The sequence below is a fragment of the Micromonospora sp. CA-263727 genome (assembly GCF_050942455.1).
Taxonomy (GTDB): Bacteria; Actinomycetota; Actinomycetes; order Mycobacteriales; family Micromonosporaceae; genus Micromonospora.
In genome coordinates this window covers 552,285-564,590 of the sequence record NZ_CP192031.1, presented here as the reverse complement: position 1 = coordinate 564,590, position 12,306 = coordinate 552,285, and the positions used below count along the sequence as shown (strand labels likewise).

The 12,306-nt window shown below is 63.2% G+C and carries 9 protein-coding genes and 2 pseudogenes; 7 read left to right on the top strand and 4 right to left on the bottom strand.

The features are described 5' to 3' along the window. Positions 1–35 precede the first annotated feature (35 nt). Positions 36–1,028 (bottom strand): hypothetical protein, encoded by a 993-nt coding sequence (locus tag ACQPYA_RS02605; protein WP_433531035.1) that lies wholly within the window; start codon positions 1,026–1,028, stop codon positions 36–38. 11 nt (positions 1,029–1,039) lie between these two features. Continuing rightward, on the bottom strand, positions 1,040–1,537 hold the full coding sequence (locus ACQPYA_RS02600) for a sigma-70 family RNA polymerase sigma factor (RefSeq protein WP_433531034.1): 498 nt from the start codon (positions 1,535–1,537) through the stop codon (positions 1,040–1,042). Between the two features lie 81 nt (positions 1,538–1,618). Here ACQPYA_RS02600 and ACQPYA_RS02595 point away from each other — a divergent pair. The 7 genes and pseudogenes from ACQPYA_RS02595 to ACQPYA_RS02565 form a co-directional block, all read left to right on the top strand. Beyond that, positions 1,619–1,764 (top strand): annotated as a pseudogene (locus tag ACQPYA_RS02595) (site-specific integrase); the annotation flags it as partial. 385 nt (positions 1,765–2,149) lie between these two features. Then, a pseudogene (locus ACQPYA_RS02590) lies at positions 2,150–2,332 on the top strand (transposase); the annotation flags it as partial. Positions 2,333–2,388: 56 nt separating this feature from the next. Further along, the gene (locus tag ACQPYA_RS02585) at positions 2,389–3,789 is read left to right on the top strand and encodes a 3'-5' exonuclease (protein ID WP_433531033.1); all 1,401 of its coding nucleotides are present in this window, start codon (positions 2,389–2,391) and stop codon (positions 3,787–3,789) included. Beyond that, positions 3,786–4,451 carry a DarT ssDNA thymidine ADP-ribosyltransferase family protein gene (locus ACQPYA_RS02580; RefSeq protein ID WP_433531032.1) on the top strand — a complete coding sequence of 222 codons (666 nt, stop codon included), beginning with the start codon at positions 3,786–3,788 and terminating at the stop codon, positions 4,449–4,451. The genes ACQPYA_RS02585 and ACQPYA_RS02580 overlap by 4 nt, the downstream gene beginning before the upstream one ends. Continuing rightward, the gene (locus ACQPYA_RS02575) at positions 4,448–6,109 is read left to right on the top strand and encodes an ADP-ribosylglycohydrolase family protein (protein WP_433531031.1); all 1,662 of its coding nucleotides are present in this window, start codon (positions 4,448–4,450) and stop codon (positions 6,107–6,109) included. The genes ACQPYA_RS02580 and ACQPYA_RS02575 overlap by 4 nt, the downstream gene beginning before the upstream one ends. An 893-nt stretch (positions 6,110–7,002) precedes the next feature. Then, entirely contained in the window at positions 7,003–7,440 is a 438-nt protein-coding gene (locus ACQPYA_RS02570) for a hypothetical protein (RefSeq protein ID WP_433531030.1), read from the top strand. 206 nt (positions 7,441–7,646) lie between these two features. Continuing rightward, a complete protein-coding gene (locus tag ACQPYA_RS02565; RefSeq protein ID WP_433531029.1) occupies positions 7,647–8,603 on the top strand; it encodes a hypothetical protein in 957 nt (318 codons plus the stop codon). Positions 8,604–8,668: 65 nt separating this feature from the next. Here the strand turns inward: ACQPYA_RS02565 and ACQPYA_RS02560 are convergent, their stop codons facing one another. Continuing rightward, positions 8,669–10,054: a hypothetical protein gene (locus ACQPYA_RS02560; protein ID WP_433531028.1), complete on the bottom strand. Its 1,386-nt coding sequence runs from the start codon at positions 10,052–10,054 to the stop codon at positions 8,669–8,671. 76 nt (positions 10,055–10,130) lie between these two features. Beyond that, complete coding sequence (locus ACQPYA_RS02555; RefSeq protein WP_433531027.1) at positions 10,131–12,239, bottom strand: ATP-binding protein; 2,109 nt, start codon at positions 12,237–12,239, stop codon at positions 10,131–10,133. Between the last annotated feature and the right edge of the window lie 67 nt (positions 12,240–12,306).

Genomic DNA, 12,306 nt, shown 5'->3' with positions numbered 1-12,306 from the left:
TGGTGCGGACGGCGCGCACGGTCAAGGATCGAGGGTCAGAACCTACCGGCCCTGATGTCGGCCACCGTCACCCGGGAGACCTCGAAGGTGCTCGCGAAAAAGGTCTTCAACTCCGGGTCATCCATGACGGCGGTGATCGGCACCCCGTTCTGGGCGTTGATCGTCAGCACCTGCTGGGCTTCGCTCGAGAACACCCTCGCAGTGAGGGTCAGGGTGGGCTGTCCACCGGTCGTCGACTCCGCAACGGTGACATCGGGGATGGTGGAGATCAGGCGAAGCACGCCCGCCCGCACCTTCGGGTCGCCTCCCCCTGCGGAGAGCACGTCGACGCTGTTAACCCAGAGGTGGTTGTCGGCGATGCGCTTCCGGTCTTCGTCGGTGAGCGGCGGCGGGCTGGCGGCTCCCTTCCGCCGAAGGATCTCCATCAGGTCCTGCTCGGCGGCAGTAGGGGGCTTTCCCTCGTCGTACACCGAGTTGATCATTTGCTCCCGGGCTTTGGCGAGGTCACCGGTTGCCGCGTACCGCGCCGCCGCCACCCCACGGGTGTGATAGCCGTTGCCGAGGTTCTCACCACGAGCGACCACCCGTGGAAGTTCGCGCCTGGCCTCCGTGTAGTAAACCTCGCCGCTGTCGGCGTACAGGTGGTACCGGGTACGGGATGGCACGGTGCCCCGGCGGACATCGACCTTCTCGATGATCAGCGACGCGTCACCCGGCAGCGAGGCGTTCTCTGCGGTAAGGCTGGCCGCCAGGGACACGAGCTTGGTGTCGCCCGCCGGTGCCGGGGAGACGGCCCCAGCCTGATTGTCCGGGCCGGTCGGAGCCGGGGCCGGGCCGGATCCCGTGGCCACCGGCAGGGCCAGCGCGAGCGCGGCCACGGCCGCGAGGCCACCACCGGCGGCCATGCCGAACACGTGGCGCTTGCGCCGCCGCGCCCGGCCGCGCTGCTCGATCGCCTCGACCGGACGATCCATCTGTGCGTCGGAAAGGGTCTGCTTCACCGCGTACCACACCTCATCGTCGTTCATGATCCAATCTCCTAACAGGCTGCGGGCGCGAGCTGCGCCCGCAGGGTTGCGGTGGCACGGGACAGATGGACGGCTACGGTTTGCGCGGAGATGCCCAACACCGCAGCCACGGACCTGGTGTCCAGGTCGAGCCAGATACGTAACACGACCACCTCGCGCTGCCGCCGCGGCAGCCGGCGGACGACGGCCAGCAGGGCGTCGTTCCTGTCGAGGTCGTCCTCGACGAGGGCCGCCCGCTCGTGGCCGTCGAGGGCCACCTCCCGCCGGCGTCGCCGCCACCAGGACACCCGGATATTGAGGGCGGTGCGCACCACCCACGCCGCCGGTGCCGGATGCTGGCTCACCCGCGGCCAGGAGGCCCAGGCTCGCGCGAACGCCTCAGCGACCAGATCCTCGGCCAGCGCGCGATCGCCCGTAACAGCTAGTACGGCACGCAGGCAGTTGTCCCGGAAGCGCTGATAGAAGTCCGCGAAGTCCTTCCGTTCTCGTTCCACAGGGGGTTTACGCATCAGCGCCCCGATCCATTTACCCCCATGCAAGAAATTTCCTGTTGATCATGAGACTGGCGGCGACAAACGGGGTGAACCCGGGAGGACCTGGATCTTGCCGCCGAACGCCCGACGCCCACCACCTGCGGCACGATCGTCCGCCTCAGGGGCAGGGGCTTCCTCCGCCAGCGGTGGACGAGGACCGACGCCGGTTCCGAACGGTGGCCCCGCCTCGACTCGCGGCAGGATATCGAAAAACGTGAAGCCCTGGCCAGCGTTTGTGCTGGTCAGGGCTTCACTCCGAGCCGCCTGACGGAATCGAACCGTCGACCTACGCTAACCGAACGTCACGGTACTGGGCTTGTCATTGACCGCCAGAACCCGTCATTGACCTGCACAGACGCAATCGCCAGCTTGTCGACGCTCGTCACCGCTAGTCGCCCCTTAGCAGGGGTTTTCGGGGGGTAGACGGGGGCACCGTTGACCCGTTGCCGCGTTGACGGTTCACCTGCGGCAACAGCGGGTGCCGGCGGCGGACGTTCGTCGAGCAGGTGCCCGGTTTGACTCGACAGTATGCCCGTCATACGGTCGCAGATGACGGTTGATCCGGATGATCCGGCGTATGCCGACCCGCCGCCGGTGCAGGGTGTGGACGATTTCGCCCGCCGTCGTGGACACCGGTACGCCACCGTGCTGCTCGACATGCACACACACCGGCCGATCGACGTGCTGCCCGACCGCACCGCCGACACCCTCGCCGACTGGCTGCGCGAGCACCCTGGCGTTCAGGTCATCTGCCGGGACCATCGGAGGAGTAGGATGGCCGACATGTGAGCTCGGCACACCGAGCCCCGACCCGCCAGGAGGCGGCCATGCGGATCCTTCCGCCCATCTCCCCTACCCCCGAACAGTTGACCATCCTCGGGGACACCAAGCCGGGGTATGTCCTCATCCGCGGTGCCGCTGGGAGCGGAAAGACAACGACGGCTCTCTATCGTCTTCGGATCTTGTGCGAGTCTTGGTCGTCACGCCGCACCCGACTCGGCCTGGAAGCCCCGGTTCGGGTGCTGGTACTGACCTACAACCGAACTCTTGAGGGATACATCAGCGAGCTTGCTCGGGCTCAGGTCATTGGTCACGTCGGGCTCGAACTGCAGGTGTTGACCTTCGGCAAGTGGGCCGTGGACCTTTTGGGTGGCGCCGAGATTCTGGACCGAGACGACTCGGCGAGGCTGTTGCGGCCCCTGGTCAGGCCCTTGGCCGGAGACACCGACTTCTTTATTGAGGAGGTTGAGTACGTCTTGGGCCGGTTCGAGCTGGATGACCTTGAAGCCTACCTGCCGGCCCGGCGTGGTGGGCGCGGTGCCACCCCTCGGGTGGACCAAGGGCTGCGGCGACGGCTGTTGGACGAGGTGATCCTCCCGTACATCGGCCTGAAGAAGCAGAAGGGGTTGATGGACTGGAACGATATCGCCGTCGCGGCTGGGCGGGTCGACGATGTACCCCCGTGGGACGTTGTCATCATCGACGAGGCCCAAGACTTCTCGGCCAACCAGATCCGCACGGTGCTACAGCACCTCAACGATCCCTTCTCGGCCACGTTCGTGATCGACGCGGCGCAGCGAATCTATCCACGGTTTTTCACGTGGAAGGAAGCCGGGATCGACTCGTTCGCCAAGATCCACCCGCTCAAGCGCAACTACCGCAACACCAAGCAGATCGCCGCCTTTGCCCGGCCCCTCGTCGAAGGGCTTCCGCTTGAGGATGACGGCACACTTCCTGACTTTGAAGCATGCGAGTCTGACGGACCCCTGCCCGTGGTGGTGTCGGGCCAGTACAGCCGTCAGGTCGACTACGTCTTGGCCAGGCTCTTGAACACCGTGGACTTGACCAGCGAGTCGGTCGTGTTTCTCCAGCCCCGTGGCGGACGATGGTTTGACTACCTGCGATCACGGCTCAAGGCGGCTGGGATTCCATGGACGGAGTTGACTCGGGCAAGCACATGGCCGACAGGCCCAGAGCAGGTGGCACTTTGCACGATCCACTCGGCCAAGGGCCTGGAGTTCGACCATGTCATCATGCCGGGCCTCAACCAAGAGGTCACACCGCATGGTGGCGGCGACGGAGACGCCCAGCTCGACCGACTCCGCCGCCTCATCGCGATGGCCGTGGGCCGGGCACGGAAATCTGTCATCATCGGCTACAAATCGGACGACCCCTCCACGGTCCTCGGTCTACTCAAGCCCGATACCTACGAGCTGGTGACCTTGTGAGCAGCGGACCGGCCAGAACTGACGAGATCACGGCATACGTCGCCGAACGAGGGATCACCGAGGTACTGCACTTCACAACCGGTAACGGCCTGCTCGGGATCTTCGCAACCGGCGCGGTCCGGTCACGTGATCGGCTAGACGCGGATCATTACATTGAGCACATCTACACACCAAACTGCACCGACCGCCTAAAGGATGCCGACTGGACCGATTACGTCAATCTGTCCATAAGCCGCGTGAACGGGCGAATGCTCGGCATTTCCGCAAGTAGCTGGCACAACGATGGCGAGACCTGGTGGGCCGTACTGGCGTTCGATCGCTCCATTTTGGCCGACCCTAGAGTCCATTTCACCACCACGAACAATACATATCATAATTGCGTTGAACGCGGCATGGGGGCGCCCGCGCTGCGCAAGCTTTTTGCGCGGTCGGTCGAATGGGGATATTATGGTTCAAAGAAGATCCGATACCAGGGAATGCCGCTGGAGTGGACCACCGACCCTCAGGCGGAGGTACTGTATCCCGGCGAATTATCGATCAGCAAACTGACGGCCATATACGTACGTGACGGCGAGAATGTGGATCACGTGCACGGGCTCTTTGGGATCTTCCCGCATGTGCCGCGAGTGCCAGTCACAGTGAGGCCGGAGGTATTCCAGTGAACGAGACTCAAAGTGTGACGAAGCGCCGGCAGCGCACCATTTCCTCAATGTTGTGGGCAGCTTGGGCCGACGCTGTCGGCTTCATCTCGGAACTCACGGATGAAAATGGCCTCAGCCGGCGGCTCGGCGGTCGTCCGCTCGTGGAGCCTGTGGAATGGGTGCGCCGCGTGGGAGGACGATTCGGCGTAGGGGTCACTCTTCCCGCCGGATGCTATTCAGATGACACTCAGCTACGCCTGGCCACGGCGAGGGCGATCTCGGGCCACGGGTTCGATGTAGAGGCATTTGCACGTGTAGAACTCCCGGTGTGGCCAGCCTATGCGCTGGGCGGCGGACGTGCGAGCAAGGCAGCGGCGGCCAACCTGGCAAAGCCCAATATCCCATGGTTCGGCAATTTCTTTGAGGGATGGCACGATGCTGGCGGCAATGGCGTCGCCATGCGTATTCAACCGCATATCTGGTCTGCTCAGAGCCCTGCCAGCCTCGGACCGCACCTCCTCGATGTCATCGTCAACGGAACGACAACCCACGGCCACCCTCGCGCATTGGTCGGCGCTGTCTTGCACGCCGTTGCACTAGGCGTTGCGATTGATTCTGGGGTCGCACCAAAGCTCAAAGATTTGCCCGAACTACTCAACGTCGTCGACAAAGCTGTCGAGCTAATCGACGGAAATCATCAACTGGCTTCAGTGTGGCGTCCATCATGGGAGAAGGCTACTGGTCGCTTATTTGCCGAAACATGGCATGTCACAGTTGATGAATGTCGTGAGCTACTCGTCACGGCTCGGCAAGTTGCCGAAACGACAGACAGCCCCGAAAGTATGTACGAGGGTCTCATTGCAGCCCTGAAGCTTACGGATCGAGCGCAGCGAGGCAGCGGTACAACCACGGCAGTCGCGGCACTCGTGCTAGCCGCCGCTCTCCCATCGGATCCGGCAGCCGTCAGCCTACTCGCAGCCGGTGCACTTAAAACGGACACCGACACGATCGCCACAATGGCGGCGGCGATTGTCGGTGTTTCAGATGAGGCAACGATGCCGGGGCCACTGTTAGATTCGGCCTACATGCGTGAGGAAGCAATTCGGCTCACTACGATTGCTACGAATGGCCCTACCGAGACATTCAGTTACCCAGATCTTTTGCATTGGTCGCCGCCGCGGAGTCAACTCGAAGCGGTTGGACTGGCGGGGGGCCAGGTGGCGATCGGCGGAATCGGCTGGGTCAAACCCATCTACGGAATCGATCCCGTTGAAGGCAAAGATGGTGTTTGGCAATGGGTTACGAGTGATTTCGGTCCATCGTTTCTCGTGAAAAGGCGACAGGAGATTCGCAAATTGCCGGAGGGCAACTGGCCGGCCCGGCGCAGCCAAATCGTCGATCCAAACTTGGCAAACAATAAGGAGCCATCGCTGGCTACGACGCCACGTGATCGCGGACGCACCGGCCGGTCACTGGGCCAATTGCAGGGTCGAGTAAGCGGCAACATGCAGGACGAGAAACTTCCGATAGACCTCGACCAGATTATCGAATGGGTGAGCAAACAAGGCTTCCACGATCAAGCCCTAGGATATGCGCTCCGACGCATAGCAGAGCGAGGAACGGTCGAGCAGATAGTCGCTTTCGCCACCGCCATTCGAGGTCGCATACATCAACCTTAACTTCGCACAATAGACATCGCTGCGATGTGCCGGGGCCTCGTGCGAGTGGAAGCCGGGCACCGAGGCCGGCACTGAGGGCAAAGGTCGACGGCCCGTCTGCGACATCGCGGGCGGGCCGCCACCTGTCGATGGCGCTGCTGCTCGCTTCACCCCACCTGCCCGTAGCCGTGGCCGGCGATGCGAGGGAGTGACCTCGACGACCTGTCGAGAATCGTAGAATCCACAGCCGATGGGACGCCCTGTGGATAACCTCGGCAGAGCCGCAGATTCCGTCTTACTGGTCCGGACGCTATTCGGCGACGATCTCAGCTGGTGTTGTGCGCAGACGAGTGCAGTCGCCCTGGACGACCTCCGTTTCTCCGTCGGGCGAGACCGGCCCGATTCCGTGCACTGGCGTGCCGGTCAAGGCTTGGACACGCTCAGGTCGCGTTGAAGCCGGGCGCAATACCCAAGTCAGTTCTGCCGCCTGGCGTTGCTCCATCACGGTCATCCTCCAGGTCGATACGCAATGTTCGCTGCGCGTTTTTGCCCCCTTATGCAGGCTTGTGGTACCAGCCTCCGACCCGGGACGATCGCGGACTCTCGTACGCTAGTACGAAGACGGACACGCACTTTGATCCTCGGTAACACCCGGAGTTGATCACCGGACTTCGGCGTCAGGGCGGCGCGGTGCTCGTCGTCCGCCATAGCGCCTTGGCCCCTTCACGGCCACCCAGTATGACATCGATCGGTATGGTATTCAGAGACCGCCTTGAGGCGGCCTGACAGGGCGAGGAGTCTGATCACCCATGCCTGCAAGTCGACGTCGCAGCGGACACCCTGCTGGTCCTAAATGTCCGGACTGTGGCAAGCGTCCGTCGGGCGGCAGGCTTGTCCATGAGCCAACTTGCCCCATGGCGACGTCGTTGGATGCGCTCATGGTTGCGGATGCGGCCTGGTTCGAGCAGCGGCCTGATGCCGAGCATCGGTGCCGGTGGATTACGGCGGCGGAACGGATGGAGTTGCCGGTGGCGGCGGGTAGGTCGCTGTCGCCGAAGAGTGTCATCCACGTAACGCAGATCGAGCCCGGCGTACGGCGTCGGGAGGTACTTATGCCCGGTGACGAGTTCGTGCCAGCCGGGTTGGTTGGGCTGTTCGGTCACCGAGCCTCGTTTGCGCTCGCCGAGCGGGATCGTGGACCGATCCCGACGACACGCACTGGTGAGCTTGTAGGGGGTCTGGAAGCACGGTTGTTCAGGTTGCCTGATGGTCTGGAGCCCGACGGTTTCGTGGAGTTCGACGGCATTGTCGTTCTTCGGCCCGGCGACGCGTTGCCCGTGCCCTTCCGCTGATCCTGGCCGGCTGCGGTCTCGGAGAGAAGTCTCGCCTTCGTGGTTGACGGCGGTCCGCGGCGGGCCTGGCGGAGCCGATCCGGCGTTTTGGTCGCCGGGCGTACGTCCTCACGACATCGATCGCACGCGCTCGCGACACCAATTGACGCTCCTGGGCCGGAGGTCGCCTCTCAATTCTTGTCGGTGGCCTTCGGTAGCGTGCCGGTATGTCTGCGTTGACGTATGAGGTCAAGGACCGGCAGAGTCCTGTGGCTGCGTGGCTGAGCGCCACCTTCCCCTATCACAAGGAAATCCAGGCGGAGTTCCGCAGCGCTGCGGGGCCGCAGCAGGTATTGATGCCGGCCGGGGTGGCTCCCGGAACGCAGGGCGCAGCGATCGACTTCTGGTTGCGAATGCAAGTTGATCCGATGCCGTCGATCGCGCTTCCCCTGGTAGGGCTGTTGTCAAGGCGTGCCCCCTGCCTACGGGCTGGGCAGGAGCTGCTGGGCGAGTTGGCCGCCGGTGAGTCGCCGCGTCGTACGCATGAAGGAGGCGTTGAACTTCGGATGCGGCCGTCCGACTTTGGGGATCGCGATGACGAGTGGTGGGCGCGGGTTTGTTACGCCCTTGCACTCCTGGTCGAGCTTTACCGCGCAGCGGCCGTGGAGCACTCCCGGCTGATGGCCCTGGACGCACGCAGTAGCGCGGCTGACCTATTGGGGCTCGCCAACGATGCCGAAGTAGCCGATCTGATCCAGATGCGTGACCTAGCGGCTGAGCGACTGCTGCCCGCGTTGCCAGCCGGCCCGATCGCTACGGGGATGACGTTTGACGGCAGCGCCGATCTCAACGCGGACGCGGATCTCATCGCAGGGGGGATGCTGGTTGATTTCAAGGCGGGCCAGGGAGGTAAGCCTCGGGCGGACGGCACGCGGGCGGCGTCGCTGGGCCGTACTGATCTCGACCAGTTGCTTGGGTACGCGCTGATGGACTACTCCGACCAGTACGGCATCGACACAGTCGGTTTGTTCGCAGTGCGGTTCGGCTATCTCAGTGCCTGGCCGCTAGCAGAGTTGATCGAGCGGATGGCGGGACGACAGATCGACCTAGCCGATCTTCGGAGCCGGTTTGCGTACGTGTTGCAGGAGGAGTTGCCGCCTCACCAGGCACGGCGTGGCTGGTGAGGCAGCGTCAGGGCACGGGTAAGCCGCAAGCGAGAAGTAGGCGGCGCCGGAAAGGATCCCTCCGCCTACCTCTGACCGTATCGCGGTGGTTTGAACCTGCTGAGGCTGATCGTGTCGCGCGGCATGTTGAGCGCTTGCTGGGCAAGAAGAGTCAGAACGCTGCGACCGGTCCCTAGCGGCAGCGAGGACGCCGAGTGTGCCAGCGCGACGGGGATGACGGCGTTGGGGTAAAGGCGAGTCTGTAGAAGGTCGAGTGCCTCAAGCGTGGCACGCAGCGTCGGGTAGGAGGCCAGTTGCTCTTCTGGCCCAGAAACAAAGGTGCCGTCCCGATTCTTCTGCGGCTTCTCATAAGGTCTGCCACTCGGTAGCCGCGGCACGGTGACGACAAGAACCTCCCCCGTGGTGGTGCGGTAGAAGAACCGGCGTCCGTAGAACTCGTCCTGCCCGTAGAAATGATCGGGTTTTTGGTTGATGATGTACTGGTTGACGTACGGAGTGTCGAGGATCATCACATGGCCCGGCTTGATGTGCTCCTGGATGGCGCGAGCGTGGTCTACGAAGCGGCCCGTCTTCTCGATGCCAACAAGCAGCGGTGCCGCAATGTCGCGGCGGTCGAGATCATTGCATAGCTGCTCCCAATAGGACAGGAACTTTGACTTCATCGGAGCCATCGGGCCATAGAGGGCCAGGGGCCCGTCGGTGATGAACATGCCCTGAGAGAGCCTACTAGGATCCGCGCGGTAGAAGCCATCGATATATGCGATGAGCAGGAGCCGTTCGGCGATGTTCATCGCGCGGTTCAGAGGGCCGAGGTTCTCCCCTTCGTCGCTGAATTCCTCGTACACGCGAAGCACATCGGCTAAATGCAGTGTCTCGCCGCAGCCAGATTGGTTGCAGCGCCCGCCGTCAAGTGTGACAGTCTGCACTAGAGAGCTGACCTTCTCGCAGCTGGGACATTTAGCGAGTTCGGCGTGAGACGCCGGACTGCCCGGGGCGCCGTGGATGGTCATCAGTGCGTCAGCAAGGGTGAACTTCGCGCCGAAGTCGTTGACGCCGGATTCGTGTAGTGCCCGGTCGAACTCCGCACGCCAGGACTCTTTGCCGGTGAACCCCTTGATCGTCACATTCGAGCCCGGCAGTACAGCGTTAACTGTCTGGGTGATTTGGGCGCGTTCGAGTTCCCGGGCGTCGACCAGGCCGCTACGGTTGGCATTGAGGAAGCGCAGAATATCGACGTATACGCCCGCGATCTGCAGGAAGCCCACCCGCACCGACGGGAACCCCGCGCGGGCCTCGACCTCCTGATTGGAGCCGTCGAAGGCGATGGTGAACGACGGGTCGGGGCGTTGGTCGCGGGGAACCTCGTCCAGCGGGACGAGCCGGCTGGTGATCTGCGTTGGTTCCTCGACGCTGACTGAAGGGGTAATCCAACGCTTCATCGCTTCAGCCACGGCCGGGCTTAGAACAGTGGAGACGTGGCCTATACGGGAAGCACGTTCCTGGTCGTACGACATCTTCTCGTTGCCCTCAATCCTCGACCGAGATAGCCGGGAGACCGGCTGCCGTCCGCGCCCGATTGATCATGTCGTGGTCGAACTTGGCGATCTGCACCGGCACGATGTACTTGCCGGAGAACGTCTTCACCCGGGCATAGCCTTTGTCCTCGGCCTTGCGCAGGCCGTCCGCGAAGACCCCGAAGTCATAGTAGTGGGCCAGTTCCCGCGTTTCGTTGTCCGAGTTCAGGTGAGCGACAACCCAATTCGACGTGTTCGACAAGATCCGCTTGTCGATGCTGGTGACTTCCTGGGTGGCGTAGACGAGCCCCATCTCGTACTTGGCGGCCTCCTTGGCGAGCCGTACCCATGGGTCGTCCTGCACCTTCGACTTGCCCGACTTATCTCGGTCGAACAGGTTGTGTGCCTCTTCGACGACGATTTGGATGGGCACGGCGGGTTGGTTGCTACGGAACCGGTCGTTCGCCTTGTCGATCAGCCGGACCACCAGGCGCTCGGAGAGCATTTTAATGACCTGGTCCGACCCGATCGACAGGTCGATGATGACCATCCGGCCTTCCTTCAGGTCCGCCCACACCCGGTCAGCAAGGTCACCGGTGCTAGTCGGGTCATGGAAGTCCGTCAGCAGACGGATCTTATTGAGTACGACGCTGCCCACCTTCGCGTCGTACACGGTCAGGATGTTCATGAACGCATCGCAGTTTTGCCACGACTGGAGGTCGAGCGAGGCGTATTGGGCAGGCACCCGCCCTGTCACCACCTCATCGATCCGCGCTGACAGCCAGTCCATCAGCCGCTTCGCGGCGACCGGTGAGTCGACCGCGCACAACCCCTGACGCTCGTTGACGACTCGGATGTGCTGGGGGCGGACCTGCTCGAATGCCTGCCGCAGCGGCTTGTTTATCTTGAACAACAGGGAAAACCCGCGCGGTGGCGGCGGAAAGTCGGCCTTGGACAACAGAGCGTAGAACGCCAACCGGGCACGCTGCGTTTTACCCAGCTCGTCGTAGAACTCCTTGTCGCCGGCCGGGCCGCTGGGGAAGTCGGCGCGGTCCGGGTCGAAGATGGCCGCGGTCTTGAACGCGTTGGCGTAGGCAGTGGTCACGTCGGCCAAAGAGTTCTGCACGAACTCCCATACCATAGGCAGCTCGTCGGTGTCGAAGAAATTGACGGCCAGCGGGAACTCCTGCCCAGTGTTCGCGTCCGGGCGCATCTTGTAGATGTGCACCAGGTCGCTCCCCGTACCGAGCAGTCTCAGGCCGGTCTTATCTTGATCGTTGACGTTGGCGTACTCGCCCTGCGGATCGAAAATCAACTGTCCGATCTTGACATTCGTACGAGCGGCATGCTCGAACACAGCCGTACAGATCGTCTTGTTGGTGTTGGACTTACCCACGCGCGTCATACCGAGCACGGCGGTCTTGCGCGAGATGAAATCCGTGACTCGAACCTTCGCCGGCACGGCATCCATCTTCGCCGCCGTCGCCCGACGGCGGGTCGAGGCGAACCGCACGGTGCCCAACTCGATCAGGCTTGGAGTGGTCGACTCGGCGATCTCCTGCTCAGTCCGCTCGGGGTAGGAGGCCACGAACGACAACACCTCGGCCGAGGGCAGGTACACGAAGTATCGGGCGCCCGCGTAGACGTTGTCGATGTCAGCGCCCCATTGGATGAATGGCCGGCGGGCGACGGTATCGGAGTAGAAGGTGCCCAGCACATCACACTCGAACGCCGAGAGCTGCGTCTGACTGGAGGTGAGGTTGTCCATGACGTCAGCGGGTCGCTGGTCACGGATGTCGGCGTCACGCATCGCCGCCAGTCGGGTCGCGACCAACTCCGCCTCATTCGGCAGCGCTGCGGTGCTACGCACCCGCAGAAGGATGACTTCCTCCTCATCCAGCGGCGCGTTGGTCTCCTTTGTGGGCACCGTCGCCGCCGCCAGCAGGAACCCATTACGGGGCACCCCACCCGCGTCACGCTTGACAAGGTCATCGGTGATCACGATCGCACGGTCATAGCCGAGGTGATAGATGCCGCCCAGACGGCTGGCACCATCGAGCAGCCAGGTCAACGGATTTCCGCCGGCCGAAGCGGCCCCAGCGATGCCGGACAACGTGGTCACGCGACTCCTCCTTCGTGTTGCGCCCGGTGCAGGTCGGGCGCTGTGTAGATAGAGGTAGCAGGGAGAT

What these genes read in the sequence shown, in the direction of transcription:
- ACQPYA_RS02605 (WP_433531035.1), bottom strand. Translation starts at nt 1,028, where the DNA reads ATGAACGACGATGAGGTGTGGTACGCGGTGAAGCAGACCCTTTCCGAC.
- ACQPYA_RS02600 (WP_433531034.1), bottom strand. Translation starts at nt 1,537, where the DNA reads ATGCGTAAACCCCCTGTGGAACGAGAACGGAAGGACTTCGCGGACTTC.
- ACQPYA_RS02585 (WP_433531033.1), top strand. Translation starts at nt 2,389, where the DNA reads ATGCGGATCCTTCCGCCCATCTCCCCTACCCCCGAACAGTTGACCATC.
- ACQPYA_RS02570 (WP_433531030.1), top strand. Translation starts at nt 7,003, where the DNA reads ATGGCGACGTCGTTGGATGCGCTCATGGTTGCGGATGCGGCCTGGTTC.
- ACQPYA_RS02565 (WP_433531029.1), top strand. Translation starts at nt 7,647, where the DNA reads ATGTCTGCGTTGACGTATGAGGTCAAGGACCGGCAGAGTCCTGTGGCT.